Source organism: Armatimonadota bacterium (assembly GCA_017303935.1).
Taxonomy (GTDB): Bacteria; Armatimonadota; Fimbriimonadia; order Fimbriimonadales; family Fimbriimonadaceae; genus JAFLBD01.
This window is the reverse complement of the sequence record JAFLBD010000003.1, coordinates 435,447-454,975: the sequence shown is the minus strand read 5'-3', so window position 1 is coordinate 454,975 and position 19,529 is coordinate 435,447. Positions and strand designations below refer to the sequence as shown.

The following is a 19,529-nucleotide window of genomic DNA, read 5'->3' as shown; positions in this document are numbered from 1 at the left end:
AAACCCCACTCGGTAGACTGATCAGACTACCGAATTAGTTTACCTTTGACGTTCATTCGCCTCCCTCGATTCGTTTCGGATCGATAAACTTCCATCAGTCCAGTGTAGGGATAGAGTGCTTCGCAGCGATGAATCTTCTTCGTCGCCTGTTGCAGGATGTTGAGAATAGCTTGCTTCGAGCAACCGGAAATCGCGCCAATTTCCTCGAAGGTCTTTCCCGCGAGCCGTAAGTTGATCACTTCCTTTTGGCGGCAAGTGAGCTTGGCATCGGCGACAATCCCCGCCCACTCTTTGCGGAAGAGGTAGAGCATGCTTTCTGGTGGGCGGGGAACAGGGGTTGATTTCGCCCGGCGTTGCGCGGTTCGAATCTTGCACCGGAACGAGTCGTCGGTGTAGTGGGGCGCATCCGGGTTTCGTGGTATTCGGCTAAGGATCTGGTCAGCAAGTTTTCGGGTCTCAAATTCGGTCATAGGATTCGCCCTCTAAAGATAGTAGATACGTGTCTACTATTATAGGGTGATCCGGTGTTTGTCAACCACTCGATTTTTCGCCCGGCCGTTCAGGGTGGCAGGCAAATTTGCCTGTTTTTGAGTACGCGAACAGCGAAAAATACGTGATGCAAAAAAAATCTCTGATGATTGGCGCAGGATTTGCAAAGAACTGGTGTAAACTTTGACGTAAGAATACGTATTCCGAGCCCCAATTCGGCGATTGGAATCCGTTTTCTGCTTCAGCGGTTTTCTGCCGATTTGGTGCAGATTTGAAGCGAACAGGTTAAGGAGTTCAATGATGAATTTGAAGCGAACGATGCTCATGCTTGCTGGCGCAACTACCGCGCTTGCAGCCAATGCTGCTGTGATCGATGGCACGATCTCAGAATCTCAATATTTTGGCGGCGGCCCCGTCTTCCTGCAAGGCAACCCAACCCAGTTTGGTAACGCTCCTGGCGGCACAGTAGATGCTTGCCCAGGCGGTTCTGAGCTCGATGGTTTGTATGCCTACACCGACGGCGTTTATCTTTACCTCGGCCTTACAGGCAACGTCGAGACCAACTGGAACAAGCTGGCGATTTTCATTGACAGCATTCCTGGCGGTCAGAACCAACTCGTCGGTCCATACACTGACTTTGATCCATTCGGTCTTCAACGATACGGCGCCGATGGAACTCAACCGGGTCTGAAATTCCCAACCGGATTTGAAGCTGACTACATGTATTCGTTGACCAACAATACTTACGATCCAGACGGCGACGGACTTTTGGGCACTCAATACTGGATTCCAACCGACTACTTTAGCGTTGCTAACGAAGCCGACAATGCATTCCTCGGCCTGGGCGTCCACGGCGCAGAAGCTTCTTTGCAATTGCAGAACAACGCAGCTCCTTGGATGTCCAACGTTCGTGTTTCGATCAACAACAGCAATGGCGGCGGTGTTTCGGATTCGGCAGTCAATGACCCAAGCCTGGTCAACACTGGCGCAGAAGTCAAGATTCCTTTGGCTTCGATCGGCGGCAACGCAAGCAATGTCAAGATCATGGCCTTGATCAATGGATCGAGCCACGACTACATGTCCAACCAATTCTTGCCATCGTTGCCAGCCGGCTATGGCAACTTGGGTGAACCACGACTCACGGACATGAGCGGCTTCAGCGGCTTCTCGATCCCAGCAATCTGCCCATCGACTTCGGGCAACTTGAACCTCGGCGGATACGTTGGTGGCGGTCGAACCCTTCCAGCGACCTTCCAAGTCGACTACATGCTTGACTTCATCGTCAAGTACACCTCGGCAGCCAAGGTAATCGATGGTTCGCCATTGCAATACATCGTTAGCGCACCGGGCAACGGTGGCAACTACGACCTGCGAGTTTACTTCCCAGGCGCATTGACGAAGGTTTTTGCAAGCGACACATTCAATGGCCCAACGATCCAGAACCTCAACCTGATCATGGGTGATGTGGATGGCGACAACGAAATCGGCGCAGGCGACTTCGATGCTGTGGTACTAGCTTACGGAAACAGCGGTACCAACTTGATCGAAGACGTGGACTACGACGGAGAAGTTGGCGCAGGCGACTTTGACATCGTGGTCGGTAACTACGGCGAGTCGGGCGAGTAATCTCGTAACAAACGACTAGTTCGAATAGCGGCAAGGAGAATTCCTTGCCGCTATTGATTTTTGATATACTCGGTTCATGACCACCGACGTTCAGCGAACCGCACTCTTTGACGCTCATGTTGCTCTTGGAGGGCGAATGGTGCCTTTCGCTGGGTTCGAACTTCCCGTTCAGTACACCAGCATTATTGCGGAGTCACACGCCGTGCGGGCAGGAGCCGGGATGTTTGACGTCTCGCACATGGCTCGCTTGGTGTTCACTGGTGATCAGGTTTTGGAATTCACCGAGCATGTCACCAGTAACGATGTCGCCAAGTTGGAGTTTGGCACAGGGCAATATTCGCTTCTGCCAAACGAGACTGGTGGAGTCGTGGATGACATCATCGTCTACCGAATTGCTCCGAATGAAATTCGAATGGTGGTGAATGCTGCCAACCATCAAAAGGACGTTGCTTGGCTGAACCAACAAAACAGGTTTGGCGTGACCATGCAAGACACGACTTCGCAGACTTCGATGATCGCGGTACAAGGCCCGAAGGCAACCGAAATCCTTGCCGGACTGAGCGATCAAACTGAGAAAATCAAAACCGCCCCGATGTTTGGAGCGTTTGAAGCGACGATTTGTGGCGTTACCTGCTTCGCTGCACGGTCTGGCTATACCGGTGAAGACGGCTACGAGTTAGTGTGCGATAACGCCGATGCTGTGAAACTCTGGAATGGACTCCTGAATGCTGGCGTCGTTGCCTGCGGTTTAGGATCCCGAGATGTGCTGCGGGTTGAAGCCGGGTTACCGTTGTACGGGCATGAGCTCAACGACGAGCAGAGCCCGATCGAAGCCGGCCTAGGATGGGTGATCGGTAAGGAAAAGCAGTTTATCGGAAGCGAGTTGATCCGCCAGGCGAAGGCGAATGGCACAGCGAAGCGGCTGGTCGGCGTGAAGCTCGACTCAAAGCGTTTACCGGCGATCGGTCAACAAGTTTTGGTGGAAGGCCGGTCCGTGGGAGAGATTTCAAGCGGCGTGTACTCGCCAATGCTGGAGTGCGGCATTGGCTTTGCGTTTGTGGATTCCGGAGTGCCGCTGAGCACTGCCTGCGCGCTCGATTTTCGCGGCAAGCTAGAACCTGCGACGCTTGTCAATAAGCGATTCTTCAAGCGGTCCAGTTAAGGATTCTTGGTCGCCGAATTGATGATCTGATTCCAAACCGAGTTGCGAATCTCCTCTCTTGAAGGAGGTCGTTGCTTTCGCACGGCATCATCGAAGTTTTGCTCGCACTCCCGGCGAGCGTTGTCGATGATGTTCAAGATCACGTCTGGATTGCGTAAATTGGGTCGGTTATCATAGTCACGCCAAGTGCGACTGTCTGATCCAGTCGCCCGAACGTCGCCCAGTGCATTTCGGCCCGATGCTGATACAGTGGCTTCGATATTCAGCTCTCGGCGACGGCTGTCCCATCGAACGTCCACGTTGCAACTCATCGTGCCACTTCCAGAGTAGTCGTACCGCAGAAATTCGCCGTAAGTCCGCCGCATGAGGTCCGATTGTGCATCGGATTCGACCGATGAGCGTCGATCAACACTAGCGTTCGAAGTGCGGATGTTCACCGAGGGGCGGTCGAATCGAACGGTCAGATCCTCGCGAGAGAACTTCGGATCATATTCGGAGATTTGGGTTTTGTCCGCAGTGAGCGAGGTGAGAAATTGCGGGACATGGATCGGATGCGTCATGACAATGACCTTTGCGACTTCCATTTCACTTGGACCAATCGCGAAGACGGTGATCCCGCGCTTCTCGAAAGAAAACACGCTCCAATCTTCAAATCGCTCGATTGGGAACGACTGCTTCGGCGTTTCTCCGAGTTCCTGGACGAGGTTCTTGACGGTTGACCCGGCGCCGAGTGCTTCGATGCGGATGGCCGCAAGCCGAGCTTTAGATCCCCGGTCGTCGAGCAATGCGTCGACACGGTACTCAACGGGTGCTGCGACCATCAGCCGTAGAGCCTCTGGGCGAATGGCACCTTTGGCGATTGCGAATTGCTTCTTGATGCTACTGTCGGTGGAAGTCCCGATGGTAAGCCCGCTCCATGATTTCCCGTCGAAGCTAGAAAAAGGTGCGATTGTGATCGGCGGCGCGGCGTGGGCTTGGGCGCAACACACCGCTAAAACTACTGCAGGAAAAATTTTCATCATTCGCACCTCAAATTTGCGGGCTGGTATGGAATAGACACACCAGAACCTGAAAAGGATACGCAAATGTCAGAAGCTCCAGCAACAGAAGGTGGGAAGAAGAAGGGCGGAAAGCTTCCGTTGATCATCGCCGTGGTGGCGGTGTTGGCTGGGGGCGGCTACTTCATGATGGGATCGAAGAAGAAAGAGCCCGTCAAAGAGCCTGAACCCGAACTGGGTGAGGTTGTCGCGATGGTTCCGGAATTTGTGGTGAACCTTCGAGAACGCCAGTACTTCTTGCGCGCCGAGATCAATCTGCAACTCGACAAGAACTCAAAGCTCCACTTGGGCGGCGATGGTGGTGGTCACGGTGGCGGTGGTCCGAGCGCAGAGATGACCGCGCTTCGAGATGCTGTCCAACAACGACTCAGTTCGATTAGCGTTGAGGACATTCGCCGACCAGACTTTCAAGAGCGGTTGCGCCGATTGATCGCAGCGGATGCGAATGCGGTCCTGCACTTGGTGGCTCATCACGAGGAAGAGGCACCGGCTAAGGACGAGAAGAAAGACAAGAAATCTAAGAAAAAGAAAGAGGAAGAGGAATCTGCCGAAGAGCACCACGAGAGCTACACCTTCGACAACGTTCCGATGAATCACGAGGAAATGGATTACCCAGAATGGGATTCGGACGAAGGTCCAGTCCTCAAGGTGTACATCACCTCTTTTGCAACCCAAAGAGAATAGAAACGACTTTTAACCGGGGTTGGGGATGAGACTCGCTGTGGGCATTTATTGCCCCGGCGAGTTCTCTATTTAGGGCCACTGACGGGAACAAGTCAGTGGCCCTCATTCACTCAGTTTTGCGTGTAAGTGTGGACGCTCTCTTGAGCTGTCGGAAGGTAGTTGACCCCGAACCAGCAGCCTATTAGTACTGCGAACCCCACGACCAATAACGATAGATTCAGCGTTGGCTTTACGGAGTGACGATGCTTGACGTGGAGGTATGTGAGATAAGTTGCCCAGGTCAAAAACGCCCAGGTTTCCTTTGGGTCCCATGTCCAGTAGTGCCCCCAAGCTTCCTTTGCCCAAAATGCACCAAAAAGTAAGCCGCAGGTGAGAAGAGGCAGTCCCACCATCACTAGCTTGTGAGGGGTTTCCACGTCTTCAGGAGTGATCGTTTGACGTCGAATGGCTTTGGTCGCGAGTGTCCAAGCACCGACGAGACTGCTCAGGCCCAGCGCGGAATAGGCAACCATATAGACGACGACATGCGGTACAAACCATGGGCTTTGTAGAGCAGGCATCAAGGTCTTGTCCATGTATTCGGGGTGGGCCAGGTTGATCGCCGCGAACACAACGCCCATCAGGCAACCCGGGATCGCAAGAATCTTCGTATTGAATCGCCATCCGATGAGAAGGCTCAGAAGAGGCACCGCGGTGGAGTACCACATACGGGTCTCGCCCAACGTTCGGAGCGGCGGCCTGCCAAGTGAGATCCAGAGCATTCCCAGTCCCAACGCACTGGCGAAAATGCCTAGCATGGTCAGGAGATCGCCGATCCAAGGGCGCCGGCGTTGTAGCGCATAAGCTCCGCCAGCAGCAACCCAACTTCCTAAGGCGAATTGAGCGAGCATTGTCATGATTTTGAAACTCCATTGAACAGGTGAAGCATTGAACCGAAAACCATCAGACCCATGCCGATGTAGACCACTTGGATGCCGGGGTCACGCACGATTTCTAGAGTGGAATAGGCTGAAGCGGCACCGGCCTTATCGTCATAGCTGAGCTGATAGATCGTGTATGGACCGCGTTGAATCGGGGAATTAACCTTCACCGATTGCTTGACCGACTTGCCATTTTCGTGAATGGTGAGGTCAGAGCGGAATTCCTTTGGATGAGGTTCCGGCAGGACGATAGCGACATTTTCGGAGATTCTCAGATGTTCTTGGGGGGCATCGATTGCACCGGAGCTCACCCAACCTTCGTGCTTTTTGCCGTTTTCGTCTGTGACCACCAGAAGTGCGGCAGGGCTAGCGGTTTTCCATGGGGCGGCGGTCCAGCCATTGCCCCCCATTACAGCCTTTGGAAAGTACTTCTTGACCTCAATTTTGTATCCCCTGAGGGTTGCGTGTAGGCCAGGTTTCACAAAGTCCGAACCTGGATCGAGTCGAAAACCGTCTGGCGCTTTCGGATCGAGCGAGGCGACAGCCAAGACAGGAGGGAAGGTGTCCAGATGGAATTCGCGCAGTTCGACTGAGAACGGTAATGGCTGCATGGTTCCTGACGGGGTCATTGCCGCGCGGACTGGCTCCCCAGGGAACACGACCATCACATTTCTTTCGAGCAGGAGAGAAGAGCCGGCCCCGCCGATGATCGCGGTGGCAAGGCCAGCATGCGTTGTCAGATAGACAACATTGGTGTAGTTGAGTGGCCAGCACCGCTTTCCGACCGACCCAACCAAATTGATCAACATGAGCTCGACCATCAGCAAGAATGGCCAGCTCGACCAAATGCTCTCGGCATGAAGTTTGGACTGGATTACACTGGCGGGGACAATCCCGCCGATGAGCGCTAGGACCCCTACCGCAACCGTGACAGAAACAGCCATTGGGATGCCTGTCAACCAGTGGATTACGTGGGATTTTCGGCCAACTCGCCCAGCAATCAGCATCGCTGGGACAAGGAGCGCGAGCAGCCACATGACTGGATTGAGGGTGTGTGGAATTCGATAGCCGATTGTCGAATGGAGGGCCATGCCCAGCGCAAACACAAAACTGATGAGAACGACAGACTGAGGGTAACCCAATTGTCCTTGCCAAAACGATTCGTGAGATTTCGGGCGGATTTTGTCAACCGGTTTGGAGTGGATTTTTGCGATCATCACTATGAATATGGATCGCTTGATTCAGGAAAACTATGACCTGCATCATATATGGAATTATTTGAAAAAATAGCCTCCTGGCGGGGCCAGGAGGCTAGGAAAGGAGATTGATGAGCGATCAGGTTTTTGCCGCTTCGGCGGCAGCCTTTTCTTCTGCGGCTTTCTTATCGGCTTGAGCCTTTACATAAGGCTTGATATACTCCTGAGCCTTCTCTTTGGTGGAGATATCGACCGCTGGCGCGGTTGGTGGCAACCCATACTTTGCACGAACTCCAGCCAAAACGAGCCTTCCTTCGTTAGCGATTGAGATGGATTTCGCCAGCACCCGTGCTGTTTCTTGTGGCGCGTGGAATCCCATACCGTTGTTAGCGCTCACATAGTCCCAATACATTTGAGCGAGGGAAACTAGTTCACGTGGCTTGGCCAACTCTTCATCGGTGGCACCCTTGGCTTTGGCTTCGCCGATCGAGAGATGCAAGCTCACCAGAGCGTTTTCGGATTCAATCAGCATCTCTTGATGCTTGCGTTGCATTCCAAGAACGCGTTCCTTGATCTTATCTTCGCCCCATCGGTGGCACACCTGGCAGCTATTCGCGACGTTGGTGAGCGGGCTTTGAACTTGGTGATCGGTGAACTTGACGCCACCTTCCTGCTTGTAAGGCATGTGGCAGTCTGCGCAGCTCACGCCACGGGCGGCGTGGATTCCTTGTTGGAACACCTCATAGTCTGGGTGCTGCATCTTGATCATCTTTGCGCCGGAGATCGAGTGGACCCAGTCGGTGTGCGTGCTGTTCTTGTAGTAATCAGCCATCGCTTCGGCGGTCAAACCCTTATCCCAAGGGAAGGTGAGGTAGTTTTCCTTCTTGCCCTTGAAATAATATTCAACGTGGCACTGGGCACAGACCAAAGATCGCATTTCTTGGTGAGTGATCTTGGCGATATCGCGACCTTGTCGCTCCAAAGCTTCTTTTAGCGCAGGGCGACTGATCTGCAACGCCATCGTTTTTTCGTTGTGGCAGTCGGCACATCCGATCGGATTCTTGATGTCCTCCTTGTAGTGCGAGAACTTGTTTGCGTAGTACTGCGAAACGCCATCGCGTGCCATCACCCTCGGTACATCGGGGCTCTTACAAGTCCAACAAGTCGCAGGCGTCTTCTCGTTGATTCGCGGAGTTGCGTTGACATCTTCGACGGCGTGCATGTGCCCGCGTGGGGAATTGTATCCCTTTGCGAATCCGTAGCCAGCCCAAAGTACGACCAATCTTGGATCATGAGCCAGATAGTCCTTTTGAATACTTCCGCCAAACTCCGTTTCAGTATTAGAAGCGAGTGTGGCTTTCCACGTGTCGTATTCGCGTGGGAAACTCACTCCCCACTTGGAACTGTCGGATTCCCATTGATTGATGGGTTGTTTGAGCGTGAGCCTGCCGATGGAGGCTTCTTCGCGCCGTTCGAGAATGGTGCTTCCAAGCAAACCAAGTGCAAACACGCCAAGCGCTGATCCAGCTAGGATCAACCACCCGGTCAGGCTTCCCTTGGGTTTGGAAGGGACTTCGTTACTACTCATTTATTTGTTCTCCTTGTTTTCTGGGTTCTTAAATCCGCCAATTCCGACCTTTTTAAGGGGTGGAGTGAGGGTGTTTGGTGTCGAGCTAAGACTCGTGGTTCGTCCATGCGGGGTTTCGCGGTGGCATTCGATACATTGGCGATCCGGCTGATGGCCCCTGAATCCGTTGACTTCTGAAAGCAAATTGCCATGGCATCGCATGCAGTTGTTTTGGATCACGTGTTGCGCTTCAGTTGTGGCGCGAAGAACCTGCGGCTCCATTCTTAAGGTGAAAATTGTGGAATGGCGCATTCCATCTTTGGCCTTGTATGCGTACTTCGCAAAGGTCGATTCGTGCGGCACGTGACAGTCGTTGCAGGTGGCGACCCGGGCGTGGGAAGAGTGTTGCCAGGAAGCGTAATAGGGCTTCATGATGTGGCAGTTGATGCACGCTTCAGGTTCATCCGAGAGATAGCTCGTCGCATTACTGATTCGTGCGACGTAGAGTCCGGACCCCGCAAACACACCTATAGCTGCAAAGCAAGCCATCCGCAACTGATGCGGAACTCCAGAGAGGGTTATGATTTCGCGTATTCCCACCGAGTTTCTCCGGACGGACTGGTGAAGCCCATCACTGTTTCAATGTTGTGGGAAACGAAAGCAGCAATCTATGACCTGCGTCATATTTCCGGTTTTTTAGGTTCAAATCCCGATTTGTTCGGCTCGAGAAATTGTTGAAATCCACAAAAATCGGAGGGCCACTTGCACACGGTGAAATCGCCTGTCATAATGAATCTTCACCCGAGCGCGGGTGTAGCTCAGTTGGTTAGAGCGCCGCCCTGTCACGGCGGAGGTCGCGGGTTCGAGTCCCGTCATCCGCGCCATTTATGCCGCGGTAGCTCAGTTGGTAGAGCAAAGCACTGAAAATGCTTGGGTCGCCGGTTCGAGTCCGGCCTGCGGCACCACTTTCTTCCACTAGTTGGCCTGTTGGTCCTAATTTTCACGCATTGCCGCCGGGATGTATTCGCCCGCCCACCCCGCTCGCCTTTGGCTCGCTCCCACATCCCGGCGGACCGATTTGATGCCTAAAGTGCGAAAAAATGCGCCACAAGGAAGACCCTGTGGCGCCAAATCAACCTTATCTCTTTTTGATTGAAGTTAACGAACCTTCACGGTTTCGATCCAGTCCGTCACGAGTTTCCCAAACGCCGGGTTACATTGACCAAATTGGAATTTGGCCATGCTCTCTTTCTCGGTTGCAAAGTTGTGGAATAGGTGATCCGAGTTTGGCAAGACCTCGAACTTGCCATATCCCGGGTTCACGCTGTTGATAATGTCTGCGATGAGCTTGTGGTCGGCATCATAAGTCACGAAGTCGGATGCGCCGCGAACTGCCAGCACGTGCGAGCCGCATTTCGCCCAGTACGTCGCAAAGTTGATCTCGTTCAGCTGCCGCCAAAATTCGAGGGTTTTGCCGTTGAACAATCCGCCAGGGAAGTAGGCGTCCACGAACTGCGCCAGTTCTGGGCTCGACTTCTTGACCTCTTCTGGTGACTTCTTGAGCAACATGACTTGCGACATCACCTTTGCGCCGATTCGAGCTTCTTCGTCGGCACCTTCGAACGATTGCCCTGCGACCAATCCTTGATACCGGATCGTGTCCATGAGGTATTCGAACCACGTTCGTCCGGCAGTGCCGTAGACAGCGAGCCCACGCACTGGAAATTCGTTTGCGATCATCGGACCGAACGAGCCGCCCATGCTGTGACCAAAAATGAAGACATTGCGCTTGTCTACCAATGTCATATCGATCATCTGCTTCATCGCTTGGCGATAGATGTCGATCTCACTCTTAAAATCAAGGTTCGCGAAGGGGCCGCCCTCGCTGTCTCCAACTCCAGGCTTTTCGACGCGCATAAGTACAAAGTTCGAACTTGCGAAGTGGTACAAAATGGGTCCATCCAGCGAGGTCACGTCTCCCTTGGAGCCTTCTAAAGTGAAGTCATAAGACACTGGAGAAAACCCCTGAATAAACAGAATCGCCGGATACTTACCAGGCTTCTTCGGGGTCGTGATGATCGTGCGCATTCGACCGCAAGTCGTGTCCACGGAACTGTAAGTCACGGTGTAGTTGGCGTTGCCTGGATCACGAGGACGCTCGACAAGGCGATGCTTAAGCGTCATCGGTTTGCGGTCTCGAATGACGGTAAATGTCATTTCGCTGCCGGCAGGAATCGTACGAACCCACTCGCCAAGACCTTGAGCCTTGGCGGGTCGATCGTTGATTTTCGTGATCACGTCGCTGGGCTTCAGCCCCGCTTTTTCAGCGGTCAGCCCTGGGACAACTCCTGTTACGACGATGCCTGAAGTTCCGGGTTCAAGATTTGCTGCGGTGATAGCTTCATCAGAAAGTTGTGCGAATTGCGCGCCGAGGGCACCTCGTCGCGGAAGATCGGCTTGTAAGGCCAACAAAGAAAGCGTTGTGGCAAGTACCATGGCTACTATTACAAAACGTAATAGTCCGAAAGTTTCTAAAATATCGTATGAGCAAGAAAATTGGGACTTCTGTCGAAATGACGATGCTTGGAATGACCTTCCTGCGCGGACCGTGTACGGTGTACTCCGTGATGAAGGAGCTTTCCGCGTCGGAGTCCACCTTCTACCGGTCGCGAGCCGGAACCGCTTACCAATCGATCAAGAGGCTGATCGAGCGCGGGTGGGTAGAGCGTGTTCAGGGCGACTTGGTGCAGACCACTCGCGAAGGGGAAGCGGTGTTATCCCAGTGGGTTGGCCCGGATGTACCCATGATGGACGTTGCCCACTCGGCCGATCTCTTGCGTTTGCGCTGCTTCTTTCTGGAGTCATTACCTCCACTACAACGACTCGAATTTATTGATCTATCATTGCAGAAACTTGAACAATTCTTGACGCGATGCGAGGGATTGATCGCTGAGAACCAGGCAATAGGGGAATACTACGGTGCGCTCGCCACGCTTTGCTCGGTGAAGGAAACTCGGGCAAGAATCGATTGGCTACAGCAGATTCGGCCCTTGGTTGAAAGCCCGCTACCCAAAAATGAGAATTGGGCAGAAATCCTACTTGGACTTTGAGCGCTTCTTCACTGGCTGACTCCTGGTAAGAAACGCTTCATCTAGTAAGTCGTGAAGTTCATTTAGCGGTATCAGCGGGAGCCTGACGATCACGGCCGGGTAGCCGTTGTAGTGTGGATCTTCGACCCAATATTCCTTTGGTTCTGACAAAAGTGCATCTTTGATTGCTAGTCCTGATACATAAATTGCCAGCACCTCGCGGTTTGGGACACGTGCCTTTTTGGGGTCGTGCCGCTCAAGCCAAGTCCAGCAGTATCCCTTTATCTTGCCCTTGAACGGTACGCTCGCTGAAAATCGACCACCGTCGTCCTCAACAACGACACCTTCGTGTTCCTGGGTCCTTGCCAGCACATCTTCAAGTGTCGCCAAGCGATTGCCTCCGCTCGAACGGTAGCTCAATTTCTAGAGTGACCTGGATCGAACTGCCTTCTTCGATGTCCTCTGCCTTCCGGATAGCGTCCTTGAGCGGAAGTACGTACGAGCCGTCTTTGGGAAACATGGCGGTACGCCACCGCGAATTACCAACCTGCGCGTTTACGGGCATCATGCCCCATCCGTAGCTGGCCGACTTTTGAAGCGCGCGGATTTCTGCGGCAATTTCCGGTGGGACCGTCGCAAAATAGAACGGCGCGGGGCCACGCCAGTACCAAACGTCAGCTTCAAAATGATGCGTCATTCGCTGGGTTTGATCTCCATTCCAATAAACATCATGGCCTTGGTAAATGGGAGTTCGACATGAACTTCGCGCATTAAGTACGGCTGGTCAAATGGAGGTTTGTGCTTCAATTCATTAACAAATGGCTCCATTTGTTGCCACATGGAATCCAGGTCGTCGACCTCGAGATAAAACTCCAATTGGCCGAGATCTTTGCCCGCTGGTAGAAGGTGCAATGAAAGTCCGTCGCGCGTACAAATTGCGTACTCGCTATCTAGAATTCGAACTGAGAAACCCAACGCATCCTGCAAAAATTCGGCGGTCTTGACCACATTCGTCGAAGGAACCATCGGGCTTAGAAACAGTGCTTTTGCCATCAGTGGATTCACATTACCCGCCGGCAATCAAATTGGGATAATAAGTTGAATGAGCTCCGCAGAGTTATCCATCGCTGACCAAGAGGCGATCATTACCGAATTACGTAGTAGATTTCTCAATAATCTTGCACGGCACCGCAGTGTGGATTGGGAAATTGTTGAGCAACGGTTGCGCGCGAATCCATCAGCTTTGGCTGTTCTGAGGAATCTTGAACTGTCTGGTGGTGAGCCTGATGTGGTGGGCGACCTCAGCGCAGATGGCGGGAAAGTTACCTTCGTAGACTGCGCGCCGGGGAGCCCAAAGGGGCGCAGAAGCCTTTGTTATGACGAAGCCGCGCTGAACTCCCGCAAAGAACACAAACCTGCTGGCAGCGCGACCGAAATTGCGACTCAATACGGTGCGGAATTGCTCAATGAAGAGCAATACAAATGGCTTCAGTCCTTCGGCGAATTTGACCTCAAGACATCGAGTTGGTTGAAAACTCCTGATGAAGTTCGAAAACTTGGCGGAGCGATCTTTGGCGACAGGCGGTTTGACCGGGTGTTCGTCTATCACAACGGCGCGGAATCGTATTACGCCGCTCGCGGTTTCCGCTGCATTCTGTTTGTTTAGACTAGTCAGCAGTGCGGTCTAAAATCTGGCTCGCGGGCGTACCAAATAGGCGCATTGGTGTGTAGAATACGCACCATGTCCGTCCGCACACGAAGCTTTTTGTGGTTTCAAAATAATGCAGAAGAAGCTGCAAACTTGTACACTTCTCTGATTGAGAACTCCGAAATCCGTTCAATCGAGCGCGTCCCGGTTGGCGAGAGCGACGCGCCAGAAGTGATCGTCATCAACTTCACGATCGGTGGGCAAGAGTTTGTGATCATGCAAGCTCCTGGCGGACCAGAACCAAAAAATTCCTTTTCCATTAGCATTTTGTGTAACGACCAGGCCGAAGTTGATCGCATTTGGGATGCATTGGTGGAAGGCGGTGAAGGAGTTGCCTGCGGCTGGCTTCGCGACCGATATGGCATCAGTTGGCAAGTAACTCCGAAGAGGATGAATGAACTTATGGAAGCTGGAAATTCAGCGCATCGCGCCGCAGTGATGCAAGCTATGATGGGCATGGTGAAGTTTGATATTGCAGGGCTTGAAAGAGCATTTGAGGAATCCAAATGAGCAACTACACAGCGGAACAAATACTGGAAGAAATTAAACCTTTAGGCAGTGAAGGGTATTGCAAGGTTTTGCGAAACCACGGCGTTACCGATCCCATGTATGGCGTCAAAATTGAATATTTAAAGAAGTATGAAAAAGCTATCAAGAAGGATTATCAGCTTGCCAAGGATCTTTACAACACAGGAGTGTACGACGCGATGTATCTTGCCGGGCTTATTGCCGATGAAAGCAAAATGTCCAAAGACGATTTGCGAGATTGGCTTTCGAAGGCAAACAATGATGCCATTGCAGAATATGCAGTTGCATGGGTAGCGGCGGACGGTCCACATGGATGGGAGCTTGCTTTAGAGTGGATTGAATCCGAGGACAAAAGGGCTGCAGTCTGTGGATGGGGAACACTGTCATCGCTAGTAGGAGTTAAGCCAGATTCTGAACTTGACATCGAGCATTTAAGAAAGTTGCTCATCCGCGTGCAAGAAACTTTGCATGATCAGCCCGATCGTGTGCGCTATAAAATGAACAATTTCGTGATCTGCGTAGGGTGTGGGGTTGCTGAACTGTGCCCTGAGGCGATCAAAGTAGGGCAGGCGCTAGGAAAGGTCAAAGTAAATATGGGGAACACTGCATGCAAGGTTCCTTCTGCACCGGAGTACATAGAAAAAGTTGTGAACATGAACCGCCTAGGCAAAAAGCGAAAGACGGCAAGGTGTTAATGATCGAAGCCGTCGAAGCTGCTAAAAAGAGTGCAAGGGATAATATGCAAATGTTCCTCAGGAACTTCTCGCATGTACCAGATGATAAACTCCATTGGACTCCTGCTCCGACTGCTAAATCGGCTTTAAGGATCGCCGCCCACACCGCACTCTATTACAGTCGGTTTGCGAAGATGATTCGCGACAGAAAACCCCCGCAACCCGAAGATCTGGAGCTATGGATCGCGCAAAACAACGCCGAAGAAGAGGCGATTACGACCAGGGAACAGGTGATCCAAGCATTCAATATGGGCTTGGAAGAAGTCATCTCCGCTCTCGAAACAATTCAAGCTGATGAAGTCGATTCAGAAATAGATTCCGGCCAAGGATGGACAATGCCGATGTGGTTTATGATGAATCTGCCGGGATGGCACGCAACATTGCATTGCGGGCAAATAGATTATCTGCAGACCTGTTGGAACGACCAAGAAATCTATGTAGGATAAAGAAAATTCCCTTTGCACATCTGTGCAAAGGGAATGATCAACGGGGAAGATTTACTTAGAGCGCTTTCGTCGCGATGCAATCACGCCGACCAATCCCAAACCTAGGGCGGCGTAAGTGCCAGGCTCAGGTACGGCATTAATCGAAATAGCGGTTACATTGCTGCGTACATAGTTCGATTGGTTAGAATTAAAATCGATGTACACATTGCAAGGAGCTGTCAACGAAGCAAAGGTGTGATCATACATACCCATAGGATCGCCAGCATCCATGTCCATATAAAACAGACCGCCGGAATAAGTTGCACCTGCTTGGTGGCTACCAATTGTGCCAAGCCATGTCAAAAAGTCTGAATGGACGTTTCCTGCATCTATCCTTGACCCATAACCACCTTGCAAATAGGCATGTGGATACCAAAGTGATAAGCTATTCCAATCTTGGGTAATGCTGAGCGTGCCAGTAAACAAGATGGACTGGCTAGAACCGGCAGTCACCGTCTTGTGTGGGTCGTTGATCGTCAAAATTCCGTTGGCATTTGCAGCAACGCACATTCCCAACGCAGTAACCAAACAAAGTAGTCTAAGATTCAATTGATGTTCTCCTTCGAAGCCTTTGAGCAAATCCTCAAAGGAACTTCGGCCCAAGTGATTGTATCAGAATATTGCCGAAACTGCTAGCATTCCGGCAACATTCCAGATAAATATACTTAATCCTTGCGTCGACGGCGCACAATTAATGCGGCTAAACCTAACCCCATAGCGACAAACGGTCCAGGCTCTGGAGCCAAAATGTTGGCACCGCTCCAGCGATAAGAAGGAACATCAACGGAACTGGTGGTGGATGACCCTAAAATCACGTTATCCGTCCCATATCGGGTCAATCGCGTGACTGTTGAGGAGGCAGCATCATCTCCAACAACGTAGTATCCTAAGTGACCTGAAATCACACAAAGTGCACCAGTGCCAAATCCACTAATTGCCGTGGACGAAAAGCTAGTAAGCGCCATCGAACTATTGTAATTCATGACGTTTAGGTAATTTAGATTCAGTGAATTTCGATAGGTAAACTTAACTGCGAAGCCACCAGAAGTCGCATTCACGCTAACTGCACCCATTCCGATCAAGTTAGGACTTGCCACACTTGCAGCAGCAACAATCGTCGTCTGTGCGCTAAGCGTACTTGTTGAGAAATCAACACCGCGCGCAACAAGATCGCCAGAAGCATTTGTGCCATAAACAAAAGCACGAGTAGATGTAACTCCGATAATTCCGTAGATATTCAGTCCCGTCGAAAGGTTAGAAATTGAGGCACCTGTTGTACCATTGTAGCGATACACAAATTGTCCAAATGCTTCATACAATGTCGCATGATTCGGATCAATACTGCAAAGAGTCGAAGGCAAAGGTTGGGACCCTTGGTATGTTCCACTATAGGGTTCATACAGAACCGTGCCCACAGAAGATGTAGCTGCGATGTTTCCGGTCGCCATCTGGTTAACCGACATCACACTTGAGCCGCCTTGTTCTCCAATCGTGCCCAGATTTACGCGGGAAACAGGATCCCAGCGGGTGAGCACCGAAGAACTCGCATTAGGCAAAATCATGAGTTCAAAAGAGGCGTGAGCCGCACTCATGGCCCCCGCCAATGCCAAAACAAAGCACAATCGCATGCTCGTATTATAGTGTGAATTGACCAAAGTAGCCCCAGTAATTTTGTCAGGTTCGGTCCTCGCGATTCAAATTGCCGTCGCTCCAGGCGACATCTCACCTATATCGCATAGGCAGAGTCTTGCGAAAATGGGTGGGTAATCAGAGCCGCTTTCTGTATAATGCGATCATGAATCGAGCGCTGTTTGGGTTAATCGCAGTTTTGGTGGCAGGGATAGCTTCCGTGGCCGGAATTGCATTGCGCGAGTCTAAGAGCGATCGAAATCGTGCGGCTTTCCATCAAGTGCAGGCGCCAAAGGTAAGGGAGCACTTTAACACGATGTTTGGACTGAAACTCGGCGCGAAGAATCATGAAGATTCATTCTATTCTGCAAGTAGTTCCGTATCAATGTATATGGTCGAGCACCAACTGTTTTGCGACGGCGAACCATGTGGAACGATTACCGCACTAGGTACTAGTGAAAATTCAAACATTGTTTCACTCAGATATGTGCTAGACCGCAAGGTCATACAAAAATCAGAAGCTCTAGAGACGATTTCACAGCTGAAACCTAACTTGATCTACAATTTTGGAGAATATAAGGTTCGTTTCGATCCAGATTCGGAGGAATCTCAGTGCGTGATCTTCATCTCTCCTTCTGAGGATGCGGTGGAACAATTAATGGCGTCGGGAAAACTGCCTTCTCTACCAGGTAAGAATGAGTTGTAAGGGATTCGTGCTCAATTATTGGATTAGGGTGCGTTAGAATATCGTGCGTGCCAATGATTTGCTTCCTGTAATACACTAAAGCCCGCATCTTTCAGCGCCTTCAACTGCAACAGTGCGAGCGTTAAGTTTATCTCACGTGATAATTCGCTCGCTTCTTTGTTCTTAGTATAGCGGTTGTCAGGCCATGCTGAATCCGCTTTAGGAACTTCCTTTGCTAAGTTGGATGAAGCTAAAAATTGAATGGTGCGAATGTCCACGGTGTTACCCTCGCGATGTCCACCATGTGGACTGCACCAGTCGCCATCTTTGTCAAACAAACCGCCCTTTGGCAAGCTGATATCGTTCACCTCCAGCTTCTGAATTTGTCTAGAAATTTGGGGCGATAAGCCTCCAAACCGGAACTTCGCGCCCCATTTATCCAGAAGATCGTTCAGATCCTTGTCCGTCAGCTGAAGAGCACGGAAGATATTCGCGGCGGACTGTATCCGAGAACGGCATTCGGAAGTTCCATAGTGATTCTGTGTGTGTCGCCCAGCGACTGCCCCAATCTTCTTGTAGTTATCGGAACTAGATGGATTCGGCAATTCGGTCAGACCCTCAACAGTAACCATGAAGGATTCCGCCCTAACGGTGTGTCCATCGACAATGATGCTCAACGATTCGGTACCCGAAACCTCAGACGCAGTCACTTTTACAGAGACATATCCATTGAGGTCAGTAATTGCGGTCTCAATTCGCGGTTGATCACCACCTTTCTTCTTGTTTGGGACAACACTGCTCGTACTTAACGGATGACCAAAAGGACTGTCCGGAGTTGCAATATGGTCCAACATTACAGAATCGTCGATACTGTGTAACCAGCTTGTTACCGGCAAAGTGTTATGAATATGACCTTCAGCGGTATGAGTAGCATCCAGCCTCCATTGGACCAAGCGCAACGGTGCCGGCGTGCCATTGCCATCTGTGATTCTGGTTGTAACAATGAAGCTATTGATTTCGGGCACTAAGTTGTATGGGCCTGGATTTGGATTGCCAGCTGTCGCAGGCTGCAACCGTGGACGAATAGACGGACGAATCGTGTTTGGAATCCCAGTGAATGGAGAGGAACTGAAGGTCGGCAAATTGACTGAGAATTGTGTCAGTCCGCCCGGCCCCTCGACGTTTATTACAAAACTGCCGGAAATTGGTGGGACAATTTGTAATGTTGTCCAAGAATTGCCATTGAAACCACCTGTTCGTGGAGATTGTGCCCAGAAGTCCCCATTTGACACTGTTCTTGGTGTCGCCACTGTCATTAGGTCGTAATCAGAGATGGAAACCTCCCCATCATGATCGAAGTCGCAGGTCGGATACGGGGCAGGAGGCCCGTCCCAAACCTCACCTAAATGGCTCCAAAACACGTCGTAGTCAAGCTCATTGAACCACCCGTCGTTGTTTAAATCTAGGTACTGATCGCTACCGGAATAGTTAATCACCGGAATTGGTCTCTGACCGGCGGGTATGTATGCCCAGCTTTGGGTTCCTTGAGCTGAGGAATTTGAAGTGATCCAATTGCTACTATAGAGCTGCGAATTTGAACTGGTGATCCAGATGCGGCTATATTCAAATCCCGGTAAAGATCCGGTCCCTGTTGGATTGTGATAGATCGTGTAAGTTCCGCTCTGGCCGATTGGGAGTTGAGAGGGGCCAGTTATGGATGGTGGAGCGGCGTGTGCCGAGATACTCGTACTCGCCAAAACGCCAATGAAGCACGCTAGACGCCAGTTCATGTGCGCATTATAGCCATAGATGAAAATGAAGTCAAGCGAACCGGCCTTGACGTTTGGTGAGGAAGGCCAACATTTTGCTTCAATCAAGAACAATTTGCGGGCGACCACGAGATCAAATAAGTCACCAAATCATAAAAAATTTGATTCTAGATGAAACTTGCGGAAGCAAAATTCTAAAT

22 protein-coding genes and 2 tRNA genes are annotated in these 19,529 nt (G+C 51.4%); 11 read left to right on the top strand and 13 right to left on the bottom strand.

What is annotated here, in order from left to right; genetic code table 11:
- Positions 1 to 26: 26 nt before the first annotated feature.
- Positions 27 to 470, bottom strand: coding sequence for a sigma-70 family RNA polymerase sigma factor (locus J0L72_11305; protein ID MBN8691354.1), 444 nt, complete (start codon positions 468 to 470; stop codon positions 27 to 29).
- Between the two features lie 316 nt (positions 471 to 786).
- On the opposite strand from J0L72_11305, the gene J0L72_11300 reads away from it, so the two are divergent.
- Both J0L72_11300 and gcvT read left to right on the top strand, forming a co-directional pair.
- Positions 787 to 2,115, top strand: a complete 1,329-nt coding sequence (locus J0L72_11300) for a hypothetical protein (GenBank protein MBN8691353.1) — start codon at positions 787 to 789, stop codon at positions 2,113 to 2,115.
- Between the two features lie 76 nt (positions 2,116 to 2,191).
- Positions 2,192 to 3,277, top strand: a complete 1,086-nt coding sequence (gene gcvT, locus J0L72_11295) for a glycine cleavage system aminomethyltransferase GcvT (GenBank protein ID MBN8691352.1) — start codon at positions 2,192 to 2,194, stop codon at positions 3,275 to 3,277.
- Here the strand turns inward: gcvT and J0L72_11290 are convergent.
- Positions 3,274 to 4,299, bottom strand: a complete 1,026-nt coding sequence (locus J0L72_11290; protein MBN8691351.1) for a hypothetical protein — start codon at positions 4,297 to 4,299, stop codon at positions 3,274 to 3,276. The two genes, gcvT and J0L72_11290, sit on opposite strands and share 4 nt — an antisense overlap.
- A 63-nt stretch (positions 4,300 to 4,362) precedes the next feature.
- On the opposite strand from J0L72_11290, the gene J0L72_11285 reads away from it, so the two are divergent.
- A complete protein-coding gene (locus J0L72_11285) occupies positions 4,363 to 5,019 on the top strand; it encodes a flagellar basal body-associated FliL family protein (protein MBN8691350.1) in 657 nt (218 codons plus the stop codon).
- Between the two features lie 110 nt (positions 5,020 to 5,129).
- On the opposite strand, the gene ccsA is transcribed toward J0L72_11285, so the two are convergent.
- The 4 genes from ccsA to nrfH form a co-directional block, all read right to left on the bottom strand.
- Positions 5,130 to 5,915, bottom strand: coding sequence for a cytochrome c biogenesis protein CcsA (ccsA, locus tag J0L72_11280; protein ID MBN8691349.1), 786 nt, complete (start codon positions 5,913 to 5,915; stop codon positions 5,130 to 5,132).
- Complete coding sequence (locus J0L72_11275) at positions 5,912 to 7,156, bottom strand: cytochrome c biogenesis protein ResB (GenBank protein MBN8691348.1); 1,245 nt, start codon at positions 7,154 to 7,156, stop codon at positions 5,912 to 5,914. The genes ccsA and J0L72_11275 overlap by 4 nt, the downstream gene beginning before the upstream one ends.
- 118 nt (positions 7,157 to 7,274) lie before the next feature.
- On the bottom strand, positions 7,275 to 8,723 hold the full coding sequence (locus tag J0L72_11270; GenBank protein MBN8691347.1) for an ammonia-forming cytochrome c nitrite reductase subunit c552: 1,449 nt from the start codon (positions 8,721 to 8,723) through the stop codon (positions 7,275 to 7,277).
- Positions 8,724 to 9,251: a cytochrome c nitrite reductase small subunit gene (gene nrfH / locus J0L72_11265; protein MBN8691346.1), complete on the bottom strand. Its 528-nt coding sequence runs from the start codon at positions 9,249 to 9,251 to the stop codon at positions 8,724 to 8,726. It abuts the gene before it with no gap.
- A gap of 258 nt (positions 9,252 to 9,509) precedes the next feature.
- On the opposite strand from nrfH, the gene J0L72_11260 reads away from it, so the two are divergent.
- Positions 9,510 to 9,586, top strand: a tRNA-Asp gene (locus J0L72_11260).
- 5 nt (positions 9,587 to 9,591) lie between these two features.
- Positions 9,592 to 9,667: transfer RNA gene (locus tag J0L72_11255), tRNA-Phe, on the top strand.
- 193 nt (positions 9,668 to 9,860) lie between these two features.
- Here the strand turns inward: J0L72_11255 and J0L72_11250 are convergent.
- Positions 9,861 to 11,198 (bottom strand): PDZ domain-containing protein, encoded by a 1,338-nt coding sequence (locus tag J0L72_11250; GenBank protein MBN8691345.1) that lies wholly within the window; start codon positions 11,196 to 11,198, stop codon positions 9,861 to 9,863.
- Positions 11,199 to 11,245: 47 nt separating this feature from the next.
- Here J0L72_11250 and J0L72_11245 point away from each other — a divergent pair, with 47 nt between their 5' ends.
- Entirely contained in the window at positions 11,246 to 11,812 is a 567-nt protein-coding gene (locus tag J0L72_11245; GenBank protein ID MBN8691344.1) for a hypothetical protein, read from the top strand.
- Here the strand turns inward: J0L72_11245 and J0L72_11240 are convergent.
- From J0L72_11240 to J0L72_11230, 3 genes are read right to left on the bottom strand one after another with little or no spacing between them, the layout of a single operon-like run.
- A complete protein-coding gene (locus tag J0L72_11240; GenBank protein MBN8691343.1) occupies positions 11,798 to 12,181 on the bottom strand; it encodes a hypothetical protein in 384 nt (127 codons plus the stop codon). The genes J0L72_11245 and J0L72_11240 overlap by 15 nt on opposite strands.
- Positions 12,168 to 12,488: a DUF1905 domain-containing protein gene (locus J0L72_11235; protein ID MBN8691342.1), complete on the bottom strand. Its 321-nt coding sequence runs from the start codon at positions 12,486 to 12,488 to the stop codon at positions 12,168 to 12,170. Before J0L72_11235 ends, J0L72_11240 begins: the two co-directional genes overlap by 14 nt.
- Complete coding sequence (locus J0L72_11230; protein MBN8691341.1) at positions 12,485 to 12,844, bottom strand: hypothetical protein; 360 nt, start codon at positions 12,842 to 12,844, stop codon at positions 12,485 to 12,487. The genes J0L72_11235 and J0L72_11230 overlap by 4 nt, the downstream gene beginning before the upstream one ends.
- Positions 12,845 to 12,893: 49 nt before the next feature.
- On the opposite strand from J0L72_11230, the gene J0L72_11225 reads away from it, so the two are divergent.
- The 4 genes from J0L72_11225 (at position 12,894) to J0L72_11210 (ending at position 15,207) form a co-directional block, all read left to right on the top strand.
- Positions 12,894 to 13,457: a DUF4256 domain-containing protein gene (locus tag J0L72_11225; GenBank protein MBN8691340.1), complete on the top strand. Its 564-nt coding sequence runs from the start codon at positions 12,894 to 12,896 to the stop codon at positions 13,455 to 13,457.
- 75 nt (positions 13,458 to 13,532) lie between these two features.
- Positions 13,533 to 14,009: a VOC family protein gene (locus J0L72_11220; GenBank protein ID MBN8691339.1), complete on the top strand. Its 477-nt coding sequence runs from the start codon at positions 13,533 to 13,535 to the stop codon at positions 14,007 to 14,009.
- Positions 14,006 to 14,722 (top strand): DNA alkylation repair protein, encoded by a 717-nt coding sequence (locus tag J0L72_11215; GenBank protein MBN8691338.1) that lies wholly within the window; start codon positions 14,006 to 14,008, stop codon positions 14,720 to 14,722. Before J0L72_11220 ends, J0L72_11215 begins: the two co-directional genes overlap by 4 nt.
- Positions 14,722 to 15,207, top strand: coding sequence for a DinB family protein (locus J0L72_11210; protein MBN8691337.1), 486 nt, complete (start codon positions 14,722 to 14,724; stop codon positions 15,205 to 15,207). Before J0L72_11215 ends, J0L72_11210 begins: the two co-directional genes overlap by 1 nt.
- Positions 15,208 to 15,258: 51 nt before the next feature.
- Here the strand turns inward: J0L72_11210 and J0L72_11205 are convergent, their stop codons facing one another.
- Together J0L72_11205 and J0L72_11200 are read right to left on the bottom strand one after the other, a co-directional pair.
- On the bottom strand, positions 15,259 to 15,756 hold the full coding sequence (locus J0L72_11205; protein ID MBN8691336.1) for a PEP-CTERM sorting domain-containing protein: 498 nt from the start codon (positions 15,754 to 15,756) through the stop codon (positions 15,259 to 15,261).
- Positions 15,757 to 15,911: 155 nt separating this feature from the next.
- Positions 15,912 to 16,874 (bottom strand): PEP-CTERM sorting domain-containing protein, encoded by a 963-nt coding sequence (locus J0L72_11200; protein MBN8691335.1) that lies wholly within the window; start codon positions 16,872 to 16,874, stop codon positions 15,912 to 15,914.
- A 167-nt stretch (positions 16,875 to 17,041) separates the two neighbouring features.
- Here J0L72_11200 and J0L72_11195 point away from each other — a divergent pair, with 167 nt between their 5' ends.
- Positions 17,042 to 17,581, top strand: coding sequence for a hypothetical protein (locus tag J0L72_11195; GenBank protein MBN8691334.1), 540 nt, complete (start codon positions 17,042 to 17,044; stop codon positions 17,579 to 17,581).
- A 23-nt stretch (positions 17,582 to 17,604) separates the two neighbouring features.
- On the opposite strand, the gene J0L72_11190 is transcribed toward J0L72_11195, so the two are convergent.
- Positions 17,605 to 19,350 (bottom strand): hypothetical protein, encoded by a 1,746-nt coding sequence (locus J0L72_11190; protein ID MBN8691333.1) that lies wholly within the window; start codon positions 19,348 to 19,350, stop codon positions 17,605 to 17,607.
- Positions 19,351 to 19,529 lie beyond the last annotated feature (179 nt).

Coding starts and splice junctions, on each gene's coding strand:
- J0L72_11305 (MBN8691354.1), bottom strand. CDS start 470: ATGACCGAATTTGAGACCCGAAAACTTGCTGACCAGATCCTTAGCCGA.
- J0L72_11300 (MBN8691353.1), top strand. CDS start 787: ATGATGAATTTGAAGCGAACGATGCTCATGCTTGCTGGCGCAACTACC.
- gcvT (MBN8691352.1), top strand. CDS start 2,192: ATGACCACCGACGTTCAGCGAACCGCACTCTTTGACGCTCATGTTGCT.
- J0L72_11290 (MBN8691351.1), bottom strand. CDS start 4,299: ATGATGAAAATTTTTCCTGCAGTAGTTTTAGCGGTGTGTTGCGCCCAA.
- J0L72_11285 (MBN8691350.1), top strand. CDS start 4,363: ATGTCAGAAGCTCCAGCAACAGAAGGTGGGAAGAAGAAGGGCGGAAAG.
- ccsA (MBN8691349.1), bottom strand. CDS start 5,915: ATGACAATGCTCGCTCAATTCGCCTTAGGAAGTTGGGTTGCTGCTGGC.
- J0L72_11275 (MBN8691348.1), bottom strand. CDS start 7,156: ATGATCGCAAAAATCCACTCCAAACCGGTTGACAAAATCCGCCCGAAA.
- J0L72_11270 (MBN8691347.1), bottom strand. CDS start 8,723: ATGAGTAGTAACGAAGTCCCTTCCAAACCCAAGGGAAGCCTGACCGGG.
- nrfH (MBN8691346.1), bottom strand. CDS start 9,251: ATGGCTTGCTTTGCAGCTATAGGTGTGTTTGCGGGGTCCGGACTCTAC.
- J0L72_11250 (MBN8691345.1), bottom strand. CDS start 11,198: ATGGTACTTGCCACAACGCTTTCTTTGTTGGCCTTACAAGCCGATCTT.
- J0L72_11245 (MBN8691344.1), top strand. CDS start 11,246: ATGAGCAAGAAAATTGGGACTTCTGTCGAAATGACGATGCTTGGAATG.
- J0L72_11235 (MBN8691342.1), bottom strand. CDS start 12,488: ATGACGCATCATTTTGAAGCTGACGTTTGGTACTGGCGTGGCCCCGCG.
- J0L72_11230 (MBN8691341.1), bottom strand. CDS start 12,844: ATGGCAAAAGCACTGTTTCTAAGCCCGATGGTTCCTTCGACGAATGTG.
- J0L72_11225 (MBN8691340.1), top strand. CDS start 12,894: ATGAGCTCCGCAGAGTTATCCATCGCTGACCAAGAGGCGATCATTACC.
- J0L72_11220 (MBN8691339.1), top strand. CDS start 13,533: ATGTCCGTCCGCACACGAAGCTTTTTGTGGTTTCAAAATAATGCAGAA.
- J0L72_11215 (MBN8691338.1), top strand. CDS start 14,006: ATGAGCAACTACACAGCGGAACAAATACTGGAAGAAATTAAACCTTTA.
- J0L72_11210 (MBN8691337.1), top strand. CDS start 14,722: ATGATCGAAGCCGTCGAAGCTGCTAAAAAGAGTGCAAGGGATAATATG.
- J0L72_11205 (MBN8691336.1), bottom strand. CDS start 15,756: ATGTGCGTTGCTGCAAATGCCAACGGAATTTTGACGATCAACGACCCA.
- J0L72_11200 (MBN8691335.1), bottom strand. CDS start 16,874: ATGCGATTGTGCTTTGTTTTGGCATTGGCGGGGGCCATGAGTGCGGCT.
- J0L72_11195 (MBN8691334.1), top strand. CDS start 17,042: ATGAATCGAGCGCTGTTTGGGTTAATCGCAGTTTTGGTGGCAGGGATA.
- J0L72_11190 (MBN8691333.1), bottom strand. CDS start 19,350: ATGAACTGGCGTCTAGCGTGCTTCATTGGCGTTTTGGCGAGTACGAGT.